At 58.8% G+C, this 16,863-nt stretch carries 19 protein-coding genes and 1 tRNA gene; 11 read left to right on the forward strand and 9 right to left on the reverse strand.

Annotated elements, in window-relative coordinates; all coding sequences use genetic code 11:
• Positions 1-16 precede the first annotated feature (16 nt).
• Together gatC and AB4Z13_RS15630 are read right to left on the reverse strand one after the other, a co-directional pair.
• Positions 17-304 carry an Asp-tRNA(Asn)/Glu-tRNA(Gln) amidotransferase subunit GatC gene (gatC, locus tag AB4Z13_RS15625; RefSeq protein ID WP_310383213.1) on the reverse strand — a complete coding sequence of 96 codons (288 nt, stop codon included), beginning with the start codon at positions 302-304 and terminating at the stop codon, positions 17-19.
• Between the two features lie 125 nt (positions 305-429).
• A complete protein-coding gene (locus tag AB4Z13_RS15630; protein WP_439014849.1) occupies positions 430-1,134 on the reverse strand; it encodes a metal-dependent hydrolase in 705 nt (234 codons plus the stop codon).
• A gap of 176 nt (positions 1,135-1,310) precedes the next feature.
• Between AB4Z13_RS15630 and ruvX the strand changes: the two genes are divergently transcribed.
• Entirely contained in the window at positions 1,311-1,802 is a 492-nt protein-coding gene (gene ruvX / locus AB4Z13_RS15635; RefSeq protein WP_439014848.1) for a Holliday junction resolvase RuvX, read from the forward strand.
• Here ruvX and AB4Z13_RS15640 read toward each other — a convergent pair.
• The 3 genes from AB4Z13_RS15640 to AB4Z13_RS15650 all read right to left on the reverse strand — a co-directional run bounded on the left by AB4Z13_RS15640 (position 1,742) and on the right by AB4Z13_RS15650 (position 3,021).
• Positions 1,742-2,071, reverse strand: a complete 330-nt coding sequence (locus AB4Z13_RS15640) for a DUF6105 family protein (protein ID WP_439014847.1) — start codon at positions 2,069-2,071, stop codon at positions 1,742-1,744. The genes ruvX and AB4Z13_RS15640 overlap by 61 nt on opposite strands.
• The gene (locus tag AB4Z13_RS15645; protein WP_439014846.1) at positions 2,068-2,241 is read right to left on the reverse strand and encodes a hypothetical protein; all 174 of its coding nucleotides are present in this window, start codon (positions 2,239-2,241) and stop codon (positions 2,068-2,070) included. The genes AB4Z13_RS15640 and AB4Z13_RS15645 overlap by 4 nt, the downstream gene beginning before the upstream one ends.
• A gap of 120 nt (positions 2,242-2,361) precedes the next feature.
• On the reverse strand, positions 2,362-3,021 hold the full coding sequence (locus AB4Z13_RS15650) for a TetR/AcrR family transcriptional regulator (protein WP_113322414.1): 660 nt from the start codon (positions 3,019-3,021) through the stop codon (positions 2,362-2,364).
• Positions 3,022-3,269: 248 nt separating this feature from the next.
• Between AB4Z13_RS15650 and map the strand changes: the two genes are divergently transcribed.
• The 5 genes from map (at position 3,270) to AB4Z13_RS15675 (ending at position 9,189) form a co-directional block, all read left to right on the forward strand.
• Positions 3,270-4,106, forward strand: a complete 837-nt coding sequence (gene map, locus AB4Z13_RS15655; RefSeq protein WP_113322415.1) for a type I methionyl aminopeptidase — start codon at positions 3,270-3,272, stop codon at positions 4,104-4,106.
• 8 nt (positions 4,107-4,114) lie between these two features.
• Complete coding sequence (gene radC / locus AB4Z13_RS15660; protein WP_439014845.1) at positions 4,115-4,930, forward strand: RadC family protein; 816 nt, start codon at positions 4,115-4,117, stop codon at positions 4,928-4,930.
• Positions 4,931-5,002: 72 nt separating this feature from the next.
• On the forward strand, positions 5,003-5,593 hold the full coding sequence (locus tag AB4Z13_RS15665) for a dual specificity protein phosphatase family protein (protein ID WP_439014844.1): 591 nt from the start codon (positions 5,003-5,005) through the stop codon (positions 5,591-5,593).
• A gap of 97 nt (positions 5,594-5,690) precedes the next feature.
• On the forward strand, positions 5,691-7,097 hold the full coding sequence (gene sthA, locus AB4Z13_RS15670; protein WP_442206268.1) for a Si-specific NAD(P)(+) transhydrogenase: 1,407 nt from the start codon (positions 5,691-5,693) through the stop codon (positions 7,095-7,097).
• Between the two features lie 310 nt (positions 7,098-7,407).
• Entirely contained in the window at positions 7,408-9,189 is a 1,782-nt protein-coding gene (locus AB4Z13_RS15675; protein WP_439014842.1) for a B12-binding domain-containing radical SAM protein, read from the forward strand.
• A 497-nt stretch (positions 9,190-9,686) separates the two neighbouring features.
• On the opposite strand, the gene tig is transcribed toward AB4Z13_RS15675, so the two are convergent.
• The 4 genes from tig to AB4Z13_RS15695 all read right to left on the reverse strand — a co-directional run bounded on the left by tig (position 9,687) and on the right by AB4Z13_RS15695 (position 13,312).
• Positions 9,687-11,180, reverse strand: a complete 1,494-nt coding sequence (gene tig / locus AB4Z13_RS15680) for a trigger factor (RefSeq protein WP_007813556.1) — start codon at positions 11,178-11,180, stop codon at positions 9,687-9,689.
• 187 nt (positions 11,181-11,367) lie between these two features.
• Positions 11,368-11,452: transfer RNA gene (locus AB4Z13_RS15685), tRNA-Leu, on the reverse strand.
• 154 nt (positions 11,453-11,606) lie between these two features.
• Entirely contained in the window at positions 11,607-12,197 is a 591-nt protein-coding gene (locus AB4Z13_RS15690; RefSeq protein WP_439014841.1) for a GDYXXLXY domain-containing protein, read from the reverse strand.
• The gene (locus AB4Z13_RS15695; protein ID WP_439014840.1) at positions 12,194-13,312 is read right to left on the reverse strand and encodes a DUF2157 domain-containing protein; all 1,119 of its coding nucleotides are present in this window, start codon (positions 13,310-13,312) and stop codon (positions 12,194-12,196) included. Before AB4Z13_RS15695 ends, AB4Z13_RS15690 begins: the two co-directional genes overlap by 4 nt.
• Before the next feature lie 851 nt (positions 13,313-14,163).
• Here AB4Z13_RS15695 and AB4Z13_RS15700 point away from each other — a divergent pair.
• The 5 genes from AB4Z13_RS15700 (at position 14,164) to trmFO (ending at position 16,847) form a co-directional block, all read left to right on the forward strand.
• The gene (locus AB4Z13_RS15700; protein ID WP_003558908.1) at positions 14,164-14,310 is read left to right on the forward strand and encodes a DUF1127 domain-containing protein; all 147 of its coding nucleotides are present in this window, start codon (positions 14,164-14,166) and stop codon (positions 14,308-14,310) included.
• Between the two features lie 294 nt (positions 14,311-14,604).
• Positions 14,605-14,748: a DUF1127 domain-containing protein gene (locus AB4Z13_RS15705; protein WP_007813564.1), complete on the forward strand. Its 144-nt coding sequence runs from the start codon at positions 14,605-14,607 to the stop codon at positions 14,746-14,748.
• Positions 14,749-14,869: 121 nt separating this feature from the next.
• Positions 14,870-15,109, forward strand: coding sequence for a hypothetical protein (locus AB4Z13_RS15710; RefSeq protein ID WP_007813566.1), 240 nt, complete (start codon positions 14,870-14,872; stop codon positions 15,107-15,109).
• Complete coding sequence (locus AB4Z13_RS15715; protein ID WP_442206359.1) at positions 15,000-15,338, forward strand: hypothetical protein; 339 nt, start codon at positions 15,000-15,002, stop codon at positions 15,336-15,338. Before AB4Z13_RS15710 ends, AB4Z13_RS15715 begins: the two co-directional genes overlap by 110 nt.
• A gap of 75 nt (positions 15,339-15,413) precedes the next feature.
• On the forward strand, positions 15,414-16,847 hold the full coding sequence (gene trmFO, locus AB4Z13_RS15720; protein WP_007813571.1) for a methylenetetrahydrofolate--tRNA-(uracil(54)-C(5))-methyltransferase (FADH(2)-oxidizing) TrmFO: 1,434 nt from the start codon (positions 15,414-15,416) through the stop codon (positions 16,845-16,847).
• Positions 16,848-16,863: the final 16 nt, after the last annotated feature.

Genomic DNA, 16,863 nt, shown 5'->3' on the forward strand with positions numbered 1-16,863 from the left:
AGAGGCGGCCAAGGCCTTATTCGACGACTTTCGGCACCAGGAAGAAATTGTGGTCGGTGATCGGCGCATTGGCAACGATATCGGCGGCCTTATTGCCGTCATTGACGACATCGGTGCGCTTCTTCATGTCCATCGGCGTCACCGAGGTCATGGCCTCGACGCCCTCGACATTCACTTCGGAAAGCTGCTCGACGAAGCCGAGGATACCATTCAATTCGCCGACCATGCGATTTGCCTCTTCTTCCGAGACGGCAATACGGGCAAGGCGCGCAACGCGCTTAACGGTGGCGAGATCGACGGACATGGCATTCTCCGGATAGGAATTTTCCTATCGCTATAAAGACCATGTCCGTCCTGTGCAACGGGTTTGCCTTTTCGGCAATGCAGAATTCCTGGCCCCAAACCCACCAGGATTTGGGGGCTTGTGCATCAGAGCGACAGGCTTTCGCCAGGCTTCGGCGCCTTCACTTGCGTCTTCGACGCTTCCATACCAGCAATGAATTTTTCCGGCGTCTGGTCGATGATCGGGAAGGTGCCGTAGTGGCAGGGAATGGCTGTCTTGAAATTGAAGTAGCGCTGGCAGGCGAGAGCCGCCACCGCACCACCCATGGTGAAACGGTCGCCGATCGGCACGATGCCGATATCCGGCTGATGCAGCTCGTTGATCAGCGCCATGTCGGAGAAGATATCCGTGTCGCCCATGTGGAAGAGGCTTGGCTCGTCGTCGAAATGCAGCATGAGGCCGTTCGCGCTACCGAGCGAATGGGAAACGCCGTCTTCAGTGGTCTGTGCGGAAGAATGCAGCGCATTGGTGAAGGTAGCGGTGAAGCTGCCGAGCGGGACGGTGCCGCCGGTATTGCCCATTTCGAGTTTATCGACCCCCTTGGTTCCGAGCCAGGAGGCAAGATCGGCATTGGCGAGAACGACGGCGCCGGTTTCCTTGGCGATCTCCACGGTATCGCCGACATGGTCGCCATGGCCGTGGGTCAGCAGGATATGGGTGGTGCCGCTGGTCACTTCCTTGATATCCTGGCCGACGAAGGACGAATTATAGGTCAGGAAGGGATCGATCAGGATTTTGGCGGCTTTCGTCTCTATCCGGAAAGCAGAATGGCCGAGCCAGGTGATCTTCATGAAAAGTCTCCTTTATTACATGATGCAAAAGCGATTTCCGGGCCAGAACGGTCTAAAGCAATTCCGGTCGGAAAACCGTTTCGCACTTTTTCTGGAATTGCTCTAAGGACATAGCCGATATGGCCGCAAAGAAAAGCGGTGGGAACTTCAATTTCTTTTGAGAGGATGACACGGCAATGACGGTGCTTACGATCGAGGAACTGGCCGGAACGCTCGGTCCTGGACAGGCAATCGCCGGCCTCGATCTCGGCACCAAGACGATCGGTCTTGCCATGTCCGATCTCGGACGCCGCTTTGCGACGCCGCGCCCGGTCCTCAAGCGTGAGAAATTTACCAACGACGCCGAGACGCTGCTGAGCTTCGCAGCAAAGGAGAAGGTCGCGGCCTTCGTCATCGGCCTGCCGATGAATATGGATGGATCCGCAGGACCGCGCGTGCAGGCGACGCGGGCTTTCGTGCGCAACATGGAGCAAAAGACCGCCATTCCCTTCATTTATTGGGATGAGCGGCTATCGACGGTGGCTGCCGAACGTGCCCTGCTGGAAATGGATGTTTCGCGGGCAAAACGCGCCGAACGGATCGATTCGGCTGCGGCAAGCTTCATCCTTCAGGGAGCGCTCGACAGGCTTTCCTTGCTGGCGAGATCTGCCGACGGCACGGAAGCGTGACGCGCCTTCCACCAGGTGGCGATCTGGCGGCGCTTGCGGAAGCCCATGATGGCGAAGACGACGAGGCTGTCGACGGCAATCGCGCGGGCGACGAGCGGCGGGATTTCCTGCGGCGGCAGGCCGAGCGCCTTGCCGTAAATCTGGAAGGTCAGGTCATGGACCTGCCGCGTCAGCATGAAGATGCCGAAGTTCAGATCGTAATAAGAAAGCCAGTACCATCCCGCCAGGAAGACGATCGGACCGGCCCAGAAGATCAGAAACCACTTCATGCGGCCTCTCCTTCGTGCTTGTGTAGGACCGGCATATCAAGGGAAACGAGCCAGACCGACGATGCCATGATGCAGAGTACGAGCGTGGGCACGGCGATATCCAGCGCCAGCACGGCGAAAAACATCATCGCCGCGACAAGCAACGCGGTTCTGGCTGCTCTGGTTCCCATCACTGAACTCGGGTCCACAATTGTTACATTTCTAATGTGGGCCACACTGGCGAGTTAACCAGCGTCACGCAACGTAAACCAATTGTTAAGGTTAATGGCCGGGCGGAGGCTGTGGATTGTTCAGCCGTAGACGCCGCGCACCAGCCGTTTCAACGCGGTGGCCGCCTTCTCCCAGTCCTTGCCGTTCTTCAAAACCAGACCCGCGCACTGACCGCCGGCGGCCGCCGACAGCACAAGATGCTGGATCGAGGCAAAGATCAGCGCATTGACGGCTGCCGGATCGATGCCCTTCGGCGGCGTCAGCGAGCCGCGCATGCGATCCAGCCACAGTCCGAGCGCTTTTGAGCGCGCCTCGGAGAGACGCCTCACTTGCTCGGTATTTTCCGAGATCTCCCAGGCGACGATGCGGCGCATTAGGGGATCGTCGCGCAGCGCTTCCAGGAAAAGCAGCGACAGCCGCTCCATGAGATCGCCATAGGTCAAGAGGAACATGCCGCCGGTATCTTCGGGGATGCGGTCCTTGACCCAGTTGCCGAGATCGGCGCCGATCGCCTCGACGAGGCCGTCGAGACCACCGTAATAGCGGTAGATGAGCTGCTTATCGCAGCCGGCGCGGCGGGCGACGGCATTGATGCCGAAATTCTGGAAACCCTCTTCCGCCAGCAGGTTCTTGGCGGCTTTCAGGATAGCGCGTTCCGTAGCGCTTCTGTCGCGGATACGCTTTTCAGGCTCATTGGCACCCGTCTGTTCGAGCGCGGCCATGGCAGTTTCATTCAGCATTCGGTCAACCCCGGTCTGTCACCAATCGGTGAGTAACAGTGGAATTTTCCGTTCACAATCCTATCTTATTGAGAAGACTGTGGATATTGATGGTCCGCAGCTCTGCTGACGCTGGTGGGCGGCCCGGCGGCATTTTTTCACCCGGTACAACGCGCCCGAGAAATCTTGCCCATGCGGTTGATCGCGATGGACGAACCCGGCATAGCTGCATTATGAAAAGAGACGACAATTTCTGCTAAGGCCTTGCAATGGTGAATTATATCGAAGCCTCCTCCGCGCCGCCGAAGAATACCGGCGCCATCAGGCTTTATGGCCCTGAAGCATTCGAGGGAATGCGCAATGCGTGCCAGATGACCGCGCGCTGCCTCGATGCGCTTGCCGATATCGTCAAGCCGGGTCTCGCAACCAATGAAATCGACCGCTTCGTTTTCGAATTCGGCATGGATAACGGCGCCTATCCGGCGACCCTGAACTATCGCGGCTATACCAAGTCCACCTGCACTTCGATCAATCATGTGGTCTGCCACGGCATTCCCGATGACAAGCCGCTGCGCGAGGGCGATATCGTCAATATCGACGTGACCTTCGTCGTCGACGGTTGGCATGGGGATTCGAGCCGCATGTATCCGGTCGGCCAGGTCAAGCGCGCAGCCGAACGTCTGCTGGAAGTGACCTATGAGTCGCTGATGCGCGGCATTGCCGCCGTTCATCCCGGCGCGCGCACCGGCGCGATCGGCGAAGCGATCCAGACCTATGCCGAAGCGGAGCGCTGCTCCGTCGTGCGCGATTTCTGCGGCCATGGTGTCGGCCGTCTCTTCCACGATTCGCCGAACATCCTGCATTACGGCCGCGCCAATGAAGGGCCGGAACTGCGTGAGGGCATGATCTTCACCATCGAGCCGATGATCAATCTCGGACGCCCGCATGTGAAGGTGCTGGCGGACGGCTGGACCGCCGTGACGCGCGACCGGTCGCTATCAGCGCAGTACGAACATACGGTCGGCGTGACCGCCAATGGCTGCGAGATCTTCACGCTGTCGCCCGCCGGTCTCGACCGGCCAGGCCTGCCGCCGCTCAACGGGTAACACTCGCCATGGCGAAAGGTCCCGTTCCGCAGGTTGGCAACGACGAACTGCCTTTCGACATGGACGAGGATATCGCTATGGACGAACGGGCGTTTTTCGGACAGCCGTCAAAGGCGGCAGCTTCCGCCAAAAAAGCCGCCCTGCCCGCCAAGGAAGAGCATTATCACGGCCATCGCGAGAGGCTGCGCAATCGCTTCCGCGACCATGGCGATACGGTGCTTGCCGATTATGAAATCCTCGAACTTCTGCTTTTCCGGCTGATCCCGCGCCGCGACACCAAGCCGATTGCCAAGGCACTGATCGATCGCTTCGGGTCGCTTGCCGGCGTCTTCGGCGCACCGGCAGCGCTGCTGCAGGAGGTCAAGGGCGTCGGAGAGGCGGTGGCGCTCGATCTGAAGCTGATATCCACCATTAGCCATCGCACGTTGAAGAGCGAGCTCAAGGGCAAGCAGGTGCTTTCCTCGTGGTCGTCGGTCATCCAGTATTGTCATGCGGCCATGGCGCATGAGACGCGCGAGCAGTTCCGCATTCTTTTCCTCGACAAACGCAACGCGCTGATCGCCGACGAGGTGCAGGGGCGCGGAACCGTGGACCACACACCCGTGTATCCGCGCGAGGTGGTCAGGCGGGCGCTCGAGCTTTCGGCAACGGCGCTTATTCTCGTCCACAACCATCCCTCGGGCGACCCTACACCATCGCGCGCCGATATCGACATGACGAAGATGATCATCGATGCTGCAAAGCCGCTCGGTATTGCCATCCACGATCACATCATCATCGGCAAAGACGGACAAGCAAGCCTCAAGGGCCTGCGCTTGATATAAGACTGCGGCTAAGGCATGAAAAAGCCATCTTGGCGTTCTCCAAGCTGAATGACTGACAACAGGATGGGAATTATGGGCATTTCTCCTGGTCGCTTGTACGCGCCGCCGAGCCTTCGATCGCTGATACGACTGACACTTCTGCTGCTCGTCGTAACCGGTCTCTATCTCGGATACCTGCAGGTTTCGACCAATGTTCATGCGGTGGTCGATGGCCAGGTCTACCGCTCCGCCCAGCCTTCGCCCGCGAAGCTTGGCGAACTCGTCAAGGAGTACGGCATCAAATCCGTACTGAATCTCCGCGGCGATAGCAGCGGCGAGGCCTGGTACGACAACGAGGTCGCCGCAGCAAAGGGCCTCAATGTCCAGCATATCGATTTCCGTATGTCGGCGACGAAAGAACTCTCCATCGAGGAAGGGCGCCAGCTGATGGCGATCATGGCCGCCGCGCCCAAGCCGCTGCTCATCCACTGCAAGGCCGGCGCCGACCGTACGGGACTGGCTTCAGCCATCTACGTCGCCGGCGTTGCCAAGGAAGGAGAGATCGCGGCGGAGTCGCAGATCTCGCTGACATACGGCCATCTATCGCTTTTCTTTATCGGCGCCTACGCGATGGACCGCACATTCGAGCGGCTTGAGCCAATGTTCGGCTTTTTGAACTCCTAAACTGCGCCGGAATACAAACTGTAACATTGACCGGCTACCGATGAACGCGCGACATTTCGCGTCGCAATATGATTCCAATTCCAGTTCGGGGCTAAAGATGTTCCAGTACGATCTCGTGGTAGTCGGCAGCGGTCCGGCAGGGCGCCGCGGCGCAATCCAGGCTGCAAAACTCGGCAAGAAAGTGCTGGTCATCGAGCAGGGAAAACGTGTCGGCGGTGTGTCCGTCCATACCGGCACGATCCCTTCCAAGACGTTGCGCGAAACCGCACTCAATCTTTCCGGCTGGCGCGAGCGCGGTTTTTACGGCCGCAGCTACCGCGTCAAGCAGGAGATCAGCGCTGAAGACCTGCGCCGTCGCCTGCTGATCACGCTGGATCATGAAGTGGAAGTGCTCGAACATCAGTTCGCCCGCAACCGCGTCCAGCATATCCGCGGCAAGGCAAGCTTCGTCGATACCAATACCCTGCAGATCATCAAGGACGACGGCGACACAATGACGGTGACTGGCGCCAGCATCCTGCTCGCCGTCGGCACCAAGCCGTTTCGGCCTGACTACATGCCCTTCGACAACAAGACCGTGCTCGATAGCGACGAACTGCTCGATATCGAGGAGCTGCCACGCAGCATGGTCGTCATCGGCGCCGGCGTCATCGGCATCGAATATGCAACGATCTTTTCGGCGCTGGATACGGTCGTGACCGTCATCGATCCAAAGTCGACCATGCTCGACTTCATCGACAAGGAAATCATCGAGGATTTCACCTATCAGCTGCGCGACCGCAATATGAAGCTGCTGCTCGGCACGAAGGCCGAGAAGGTCGAGCGACTTGAGACAGGCAAGGTGCAGCTGACACTCGACAGCGGCCGGCATCTCGTGACCGACATGGTGCTTTTCGCCGCCGGGCGCATGGGCGCCACCGATACGCTCAACCTGGATGCCATCGGTCTTGAGTCGGACAGCCGCGGACGCCTGAAGGTCAATCCCGAGACGTTCCAGACGTCCGTGCCTAATATCTACGCCGCCGGCGACGTTGTCGGCTTCCCGAGCCTTGCCTCGACCTCAATGGAACAGGGCCGCATTGCTGCGCGCGTCGCAATCGGCGCCGTTGCGAAGGAACCGCAGAAATATTTCCCCTATGGCATCTATGCCGTGCCTGAAATCTCCACCTGCGGCCTGACCGAAGAGGAAATGAAGGAGCGTGGCATTCCCTATGAGTGCGGTATTGCCCGTTTCCGGGAGACATCGCGCGGCCACATCATGGGCCTCGATACAGGGCTTCTGAAGCTCATCTTCTCGTTAAAGACGCGCCGCCTGCTGGGCGTACACATCGTCGGCGAAGGTGCTACCGAGCTCGTGCATATCGGCCAGGCTGTGCTCAACCTGAAGGGTACTGTTGAATATTTCGTCGAAAATACCTTCAACTACCCGACGCTTGCAGAAGCCTATAAAATCGCCGGCCTCGATGCGTGGAACCGCATGGGCGACATAAAATCTGAACTTTGAAGAAGCGAGGGAACGCCCTCGCCTTTCCAGGCTAGAGCACGTAAGCCACTGATCCTCAATTCTTATTTTACTACTGCGCGCCTCATTGCACGCTGTTGGTGGCTGCCTGTGGTCTGCGGCAACTGCCTATATCCTATGTCAAAAGATATTGGTAAGGTCAGGTGTTCGTGCCTTGCATTGTTCTATTGCGTTTTGCCTATCGCCTTCCCAAGTATGGGGCGCGCCTTTCGACAGCCTGAAATCCGTGTCTTAGACCGGCCTGCAGTACCACCAAGTCCAGCTATGCAGACCACAACGAAAGATAGTTATTTTGCCCGATATTTCAGAGGCTGCTCGCAGACGGTTTCAGCTCGTCCTGATAAAGCCGTCGCATTATGACGACGACGGCTACGTGATCCGATGGTGGCGGGCAATGATCCCCTCCAACTCGCTGGCGGCGATCTTTGGGATTGCCGCCGAGTGTGCGGAGCGGCAGGTGCTTGGGGCCGACACCGCCATCGACATCACCGTCATCGATGAGACCAATACGCGGATCGATTTTGCGGCGCTGATCTCCCAGTTCAAACGCAATGACAACTTCGGGATGATTGCGCTTATCGGCGTCCAGTCCAACCAGTATCCTCGTGCGCTCGATATCGCCCGCCCCTTCCGCGAAGCCGGACTGCCGGTTTCGATGGGTGGTTTCCATATCTCGGGATGCCTGTCGATGCTGAGTGGCGATGCCATCGGGCTCGACGAATGCCGCAAGATGGGTGTTTCGATGTTTGCGGGCGAGGCTGAAGGACGGCTGGAGATGGTGCTGCGCGATGCAGCCGCCGGCGAGCTGAAGCCACTTTACAATTTCATGAACGACCTTCCCGGCATCGGCGGCACGCCGGTACCTTTCCTGCCGAAGGATAATATCCAGCGCACGCTTGGCCTCAGCACCAGTTTCGATGCGGGCCGCGGCTGCCCCTACCAATGCTCCTTCTGCACGATCATCAACGTGCAGGGCCGCAAATCCCGCTTCCGCTCGGCTGACGATGTCGAGAAGCTGGTGCGCATGAACTGGGCGCAGGGCATCCATAAATTCTTCATCACCGACGACAATTTCGCCCGCAACAAGGACTGGGAAGCGATCTTCGACCGGCTGATCGAGCTCAGGGAAAAAGACGGCATTCCGCTCGGCCTGATGATCCAGGTGGACACGCTCTGCCACAAGATCCCAAACTTCATCGAAAAATCGAAGCGCGCCGGCGTCACCCGCGTCTTCATTGGCCTCGAGAACGTCAATCCTGACAATCTGACCGCCGCCAAGAAGAACCAGAACAAGATCACCGAATATCGAAAGATGCTGCTGGCCTGGAAGGCACAGGGCATCATGACGCTGGCCGGTTATATCTTGGGCTTCCCGGCCGACACGCCGGAATCGATCCGTCGCGATATCAAGATCATTCAGGAAGAACTGCCGCTCGACGTCATCGAATTCTTCATTCTGACGCCCCTGCCCGGCTCCGAGGACCATCAGGTCCTCTGGAAGAAGGGCATCGAGATGGATCCTGATCTCAATATCTACGATGTCGAGCATGTCTGCACAGCGCATCCGAAGATGAGCAAGAAAGAGTGGGAAGATATCTATCAGGAGGCCTGGTCGCTCTATTACTCGCCTGAGCATATGAAGACCCTGCTGCGCCGCGGAGCGGCAACCGGCATCAAGCTCTCCAGCCTCGTCAAGGTACTGGTGTCGTTTGCGACCACCGTGCCTCTTGAAAACGTTCATCCACTGCAGAGCGGTCTGGTTCGCCTGAAGCATCCTTCGGAGCGCCGCCCCGGCCTGAAACGCGAGCATCCGCTGCTCTTCTGGCCGCGCTTTGCCTTCGATACGATCCGCAAGCACGTATCGCTCGCCGGCACGATCATCAATCTCAGTGTTTCGGCCTTCCTGATTGCCCGCGATGCCGGCGCCAAAAGCTACATGGACAAGGCTTTGACACCGGTCGCCGAGGACGACGAAGATGTTCTCGACCTCTTCACCAAGACCGCCGGGGGCACCGCTGCCGTCAGCCACATCAAGAAGGTTGCCGAACTGACCCATGCCCGCAAAGCCGTGTAGAACGCCCTGCGTCCATCTGGACGCATCAAGGACGCTCTAACTCTTTGAATCACTCTATCCGACATCCGAAAATCGATTCCGATTTTCGGATGGTGCTGCAGGCGTATTTGTTGAGGGACCAAGAGAGAACGGCCACGTGATCTCGTGGCAGCGACGTGACGTCAATCTGCCGCCCGACCCCATTCTTAAGTTAATGGCGGTCGCGTCCTGTCACAGCCTCTATATCATCCAGTTGTCAAAGCAAAGCAGGGGCCGATCAATCGTCCCGTCTCTCGTCGCTCCAGCCAACAGCATGAACCGCTCTGGAGCGTGTACGCTTGATCGAACCCGGCCTAGTGCCGGTTCTCGATCCTGTGTCGTGGCACCGCTTTGGCTTGGCTTCGCGTCTTGGCCGTGGGGCACGCCGATCTGAGCACGATCAGTCTGATTTCAGCGCGTCAACAAAAAAGCCCTGCCGCGAGCGGCAGGGCTTTTTGAATTTCAGCTTGAAAAACCGATTACTCGGCGCTGTCCTCGGAAGCCTTCTTCTTCGGAGCAGCCTTCTTCTTCGGAGCGGCTTCTTCGCCTCCGGCAGCTTCTTCAGAAGCTTCGGCCTTGGCAGCAGCCTTCTTCTTCGGAGCAGCCTTCTTGGTGTCGGCCTTTTCAGTGCCTTCGCCTTCTTCGTCGGCGAGCAGCTCTTCCTTGGTCACCTTCTTGTCGGTGACGGCGATTTCGGTCAGCAGGTGGTCGATGACCTTTTCTTCGAAGATCGGAGCGCGGATCGAAGCGGCTGCACCCGGCTGGCTGCGGAAGAACTCGAGGATCTGCTTTTCCTGGCCCGGATACTGGCGCAGCTGTTCGTAGATCGCGCGCTGCATTTCGTCTTCGCTGACTTCGACGCCGGCCTTTTCGCCGATTTCGGAGAGAACGAGACCGAGGCGGACGCGACGCTCGGCGAGCTTCTGGTACTCTTCGCGCGCCTGTTCTTCGGTGGTGTCCTCATCCTCGAAGGTCTTGCCGGACTGAGCGAGGTCGTTGCTGACCTGGCTCCAGATGCCGTTATATTCGGCTTCGACAAGCTTGGACGGGGTTTCGAACTTGTAGAGCTCGTCGAGCTGGTCGAGAATCTGCCGCTTCAGCTTCTGGCGCGTCAGCGAGCCGTACTGGGATTCGATCTGGCCGCGGACGATTTCCTTGAGGCGGTCGGCAGATTCGAGGCCGAGCTTCTTGGCGAGTTCGTCGTTGATTTCGACATCAGCCGGAGCAGCAACTTCCTTGACGGTGACGTCGAAGGTGGCTTCCTGGCCAGCGAGGTTCTTGGCCGGATAGTCGGCCGGGAAGGTCACAGTGATGGTCTTCTCATCGCCAGCCTTGAGACCGACGAGTTGCTCTTCGAAGCCTGGGATGAAACGGCCGGAGCCGAGAACCAGTTCAGCGTCCTGATCGGTGCCGCCGTCAAAGGCAACGCCGTCGACCTTGCCGAGATAGTCCATCTTGACGCGGTCGCCGTTGGCAGCCTTGCCCTTCTTTTCGGCGTAGTCACGGGCGCTTTCAGCGACCTTGAGAACCTGCTCGTTGACTTCGTCGTCGGAGATGTCGACGACTTCGCGCGTGACCTTGATGCCCGCGTTGGACTTCAGCTCGATCGGCGGGAGAACTTCATAAGAGAGGGTGAATTCGAAATCCTGCTCGGCGGCGAGGATCTTGTCTGCCTCGTCCTTGTCTTCCGTCATGTTGATTTCCGGCTGGGTAGCCGACTTTTCTCCACGGCTGGACAGGATCTGGGTCGGCTGGTCGCGCACGATCTCGTTGACGAGATCGGCCATGATGGACTTGCCGTAAACCTTCTTGAGGTGGGCGGGCGGAACCTTGCCCGGACGGAAGCCGTTGATGCGAACCTTGTCCTTTACGTCGGCAAGGCGCTCGTTCAGCTTGTTTTCCATGTCCTTGGCCGGGATAACGACCTTGATTTCGCGCTTCAGCCCTTCAGCGAGCGTTTCGATAACCTGCATGTCTTCCTACCTTCATTTCAGTGGCGGCCGTGCCCAGACGCCGTTCGTTTCGGTGAGCACGACGCCGGCCAACTGCCGCACGTGGCTTTTTCTCAATTCCTGTTCGTTCCGTTCTAAGCGGAACAGCACTCGCTTTCCGGGTATCCGGGACAACTAAGTTCCAGTCCTCCCGCCCTGCAAGGCAGCTTGGTGCGGGTAGAGAGACTTGAACTCCCACGCCTTGCGGCACCAGAACCTAAATCTGGCGTGTCTACCAATTTCACCATACCCGCGTTCGCAAAACCGCATGCATATGCCTGCGCATGAGGCCTTCCGGAGCGCGGCGTCTCTATATCATCCGATTCAGAACAGGCAAAGGAAAAATGAACGGCAAATGACAGGGATTTGCGGGCAAAAGCGCACCGTTCCCGTCAGCCACCCCGGCTCTCAATAGAGAGGCTCCTCGTAGGCCGGCTTGCCGTCCACAACGAGGCTGCGGATCTGCGCGGCACCAGAGGAGGAAACGCTGGCAGCGATCGAAACGACGCCCTCGTTCCGGGCCTCCTCCAGCGGCCTGCCTTCGCCCTCCGGCACGTAATACCGCTCTATCCCGTATTCGACGCGGATCGTTTCGCCGTTATTGGGACCATAGCTATAGAAAGGCAGGCTGCGCAGTACGACCGTATCTGCTGCTGTCGGCAATTCCTTGAATGACGATTCGGCAATGCCCCAGAAGCCATCCTGCTGGCGCTTGAGGCGCACCCACAGGGTCTGCTCGCCGGCTTCCGCCGGAATGCCGCCGGTGACTGTCGAGATCGGGACCGACGATATATCGTAATTCAGAACCACGTAGTCGCCACGCAGAAAATCGCGCGGATCAACCGGGGCCGTCTTCAGCAATACTTCGGCGCCGCTTGCCAGGATAGAAGCACGGCTCTGGATGATGTAACCGAGGATCAGCGTCTGCAAGCCAGCGACGAGGATCGCGGCAACAATATAAGAGCGGCCAGCCTGTGGTTTTGCGAAGGCAAAGCTCATGCGCGTTCCTCCCCTGCCTCAACTGTTGCTGGTCCGGCCGCGAAGCGTCTTTCGAGGCGGATGACAACCCAGGCGACGGCTGCGACCACCAGGCCCGAGAACAGGAAGAGGCTCGACGTGCCCAAGATCGTGCCGACCGTCACCGAGGCCAGATAGAGCATCTCGGCGGCGAAGGCGCCATAGGCCAGATAGCGTACGGCGCCATTGTCCCGGCCATGCAGCACGATGCCCACAACGGCGGCGGCAAGCGTTAGCAGGCCGATCACGACCATACGCCCGCCTTCGTCCATCTCGGTATGAAGCAGGAACAACCCCATGATGGCGACGAGGAAACTATAGAATGCCGGGGCGGCACCTGCGGTCCTGACGAGCGTAGAGATCGGGCGGATGGGCAAAGCTGTCAGCAGGAAAGCCACCATGCCAAGGACGGCGAAAGCGATCGCCACGGAGATCTCTTCCGTCAGCACATAAAGCCAAGCGAGCCAGCCGACCACCAGCAGATAGGCGAGATGGCGCGCCCGATCGGCACCGGTAAAGCGCACGAGCCCGATAACAACAGCCGCCATGACAAGCGGCGCATAGGGACCAGAGCCGACCCAGCGCGTATCGAAATTCTCAAGATAGACTGCAAAGGAGGCCCAGGAGAGGAAGCCAGCGACAACGGTCACCGCAGCCGAGCGGAATAGGATTGCTGAAACGGTCGCCACGGCAAACCACAGATACATGACCGTCTGCTCGTCGCCTGAGAGATGATACATCTGGCCGATGAGCGAGATGGCGCCGCCAAAGCTCAGCGTACCGACGATGAGCAGACCGCCGGCGGTAGCGAGCGCGCCGCGCATAAGAAGAAGTGCAGCGCCGATGTGAACCGCCCAGATGAGCGCCAGCATCAGGCCCACGCGGACAAGGCGCGGGATATACTCCCAGTTCGAAGCGACGAGAAGCAGCAGGGCGGCCCCGAGCAATACGGCCGCCAATCCCATCAGCACGCGGCCGAGGCTGAAACTTGCCGGGCGCGTATCGTATTCGGCCAGCAGCGTCTTCGCCGTCTCTTCCTCAAGGAGCCCCTTCTCCACCCAGAGCGAGAGATCCCGCCCCAACCTGCCGCGATACATGCCCTACCCCGCATTGATCCGCCATCTTCGGCTTCTGCATTTATAGCGCAGGATCGGCGCTCGGAAACGCCGGTATTTGAAATATGCAAATTCCTCACTGGTCTTAATTGGGTCAGCCATTAACGAAACACTAACCGCATCATTGCTAATATATAAACGCCACACAGGAGGCATGCATGAACCGCATAGCCCTCATGAATATATTGCACTGCAAAACAATCAAAAGTCATACTATTTAACTCATATCGAAGCACGGGGATGGCGCCCCGGCCCGGTTTTCCGGAAGCCTGCGGATGATATGTCCGTGACGAGATTCGCAGACGCGCACTCCTCCTCCCAGCGCCCTGCGATAGACTGGCAACACTCCTCCTCCCAGTTGCCAGTCACCATCATGACGCCCACCGGATCCTCCCCCGGTGGGCGTTTTGCTTAACAGGTGGTTAAACGATTAGCATGCCAGCTTTTCGGGCCTTCGCGCGAATCAAGGTAAAGCAAGCGTTAAGCCGCCTGGGGCAGTCGGTAGAGCGCTTCAGAGCCCGAAGCCTGTTGTTGTTCGCCGAGCCGCATCGAGAAAATGCGCCTATAGGAAAGACCATTCGCGGACGGCCCGGCAGGCCAAATATCCATCTGCGAAAACGGCAGCCTGAGAAAAAATCATTCTGCCTATTCGTTGACCAGAAAATGGCCAAAGCGTGTAAATAACGGCCCGAGCTTTGCGAATCATGCATAGGTGGCTTGAAATCTTGGCTCTGTTAGTTCTTCGCGGCGCAACATATATTCCGGTCATCAAATAGAGGTCAGCGCCGAAGACAGGCTGCTGGCAGGATCAAGCCCTAGGAAAGGGGATTAACATGAACTTCTCTCGCTCTTTCAATAACTGGCGCAAGTATCGTCAGACGGTTACTGAACTCGGTCGCATGACCAACCGCGAATTGCATGACCTCGGCATCGACCGTTCGGACATCCATCGCGTTGCTCGCGAAGCTTCCGCCCGCTAAGTACAGGTAATCGCTGCTCCTCCGAAGCAGATTGCCTTCCCAAAACGCCTGCTGCCTCCGCAGCGGGCGTTTTCTTTTTGCCTATCGGGCCAGACTGCCGCAAAAGTTGCGGAAGTGTTAATTCCTGGCCTGCTCAAAAATCGTGCTCTGCGTAATTAGCGGGCATCAGATTGCACAATTGCATAGCAGACGCCTTTTATTTGCACTGCACAATATCAGGGATCTCCACTATATAGATGTCAACCGCAGACACGGCGATCCCGCCGGTCGCGCAAGACATCCGAGGAAAAGATCATGAACCCGATCCGCATTGCAAAGAGCTGGATTAGCTACCGCCGCACGCTCAACGAACTGGGCAACCTGTCCAACCAGACCCTGTCCGATATCGGCGTCAGCCGTTACGACATCCGCAGCATCGCATCCCGCTCGTTCCGCTAATATAGCGAGCACCATTCCCCAAGACGGCGCCATCAGGCGCCGTTTCGTTTTTGGCTTTGCCTCGCCTTATCGGAACCCTGGGGCTTTCCGGCAGTTCTCCTTGACGAAAGGAGACCATCCCATGGCAAACCAACTCAATGCAGGCTTCACCGGGCGACCCGCCAACAAGCCCGAGGGCATCCGCAAGGCTGCTTCGGATACCGCCTCCGCAGTCAGGCGTGAGGTGCAGGCCGTTGCGACAGGCGCTGCCGATCACCCTCACATGGCAAGCTCTGTCGTCGTCGGTATCGGCGTCCTCGCCTTCAGCATCGGCTATCTGCTTGGGCGCCAATCCGCCGCGCCGGACCGCTTCTGGAGGTGAGATGATGACCAGGACCCTCCCCGAAAAACCAGATAAGAGCACCCGGTCGCCAAAGGGCGGAATCGATACGCTCAACGAACATGCGCCGGAAACAACTCCGGACGACGTTCCTAACCTTGCTGCGCAACGGGAAGCGGCAAGGGAACATAGTGACGCCTATATCGTCGACACCGATCTGGAGGATGCCGACCAGCGCGAGGCATCGCCCGGAACACGAGAGCAGAGCTAGTTACCTTGCGGCGCCGGAAGGCGCCGTTTCGATTCTGCTGTTGGATCGCGTTCCCCGCCGTGATATCAGCCGCCAATGACCAAGAACTCCTCATACTCCCCTATCCATGTCATCGGCGGCGGACTGGCCGGCTCTGAAGCTGCGTGGCAGATCGCCAATGCTGGCGTTCCTGTGATCCTGCATGAAATGCGCGGCGTGCGCGGCACGGATGCGCACAAGACCGATGGACTTGCCGAGCTTGTCTGCTCCAACTCCTTCCGCTCGGACGATGCCACCAGCAATGCCGTTGGCGTCATCCATGCGGAAATGCGCATGGCCGGTTCACTGATCATGGCATCGGCCGACAAACATCAGGTGCCGGCAGGTGGCGCGCTGGCAGTCGACCGCGATGGCTTCTCTGATGCCGTAACCAAGGCAATCCACGAGCATCCGCTGATCACGGTCGTGCGCGAGGAAATCTCCGGCCTGCCGCCGAAGGAATGGGATTTGGCTGTTATCGCCACCGGTCCGCTGACGGCCCCGTCGCTTGCGAGTGCCATCCAGGCGGAAACGGGTGAGGATTCTCTTGCCTTCTTCGATGCCATCGCGCCGATCGTCTATCGCGACAGCATCGACATGGATATCTGCTGGTATCAGTCGCGTTATGACAAGGTCGGTCCCGGCGGCACCGGCAAGGACTATATCAACTGCCCGATGACCGAAGAGCAGTACAATGCCTTCGTCGATGCCCTTATTGCCGGCGACACTGTTGGATTCAAGGAGTGGGAGGGCACGCCCTATTTTGACGGCTGCCTGCCGATCGAGGTCATGGCCGAGCGCGGGCGCGAGACGCTGCGCCATGGGCCTATGAAGCCGATGGGCCTCACCAATGCGCATAACCCGACCGTGAAAGCCTATGCCGTCGTGCAGCTTCGCCAGGACAATGCGCTCGGCACGCTCTACAACATGGTCGGCTTCCAGACGAAGTTGAAATATGGCGCGCAGGCCGATATCTTCCGTATGATCCCAGGGCTTGAGAGTGCCGAATTCGCCCGGCTCGGCGGCCTGCACCGCAACACCTACATCAACTCGCCCACCCTGCTCGATCCGTCGCTGACTCTGAAGTCGCGGCCGGGCCTGCGTTTTGCCGGCCAGATCACCGGTTGCGAAGGTTATGTGGAAAGCGCAAGCGTGGGTCTGCTGGCCGGCCGCTTTGCCGCCGCGGAACGCAAGGGAGAGCCAGTTTCGCCTCCTCCTGCAACAACGGCGCTCGGCTCGCTGCTCGGCCACATCACCGGCGGCCATATCGTCACCGATGAGGAGCCCGGCAAACGCTCATTCCAGCCGATGAACATCAATTTCGGTCTGTTTCCGGAGCTTCAGCCCGGCTCTATCGTCAAGCCTGAAGGGGTCAAGCGCTTCCGTGGCAAGGACAAGACGGTCATGAAGCGGCAATTGATTGCCAAACGGGCGCTTGCAGATTGCGCCGCGTGGCTGGGTCAGGACCTCAAGCTCGCCGAAAGCGCCTGAGATCGGGCATTTCCGT

Source organism: Rhizobium sp. YAF28 (assembly GCF_052113285.1).
Taxonomy (GTDB): domain Bacteria; phylum Pseudomonadota; class Alphaproteobacteria; order Rhizobiales; family Rhizobiaceae; genus Rhizobium.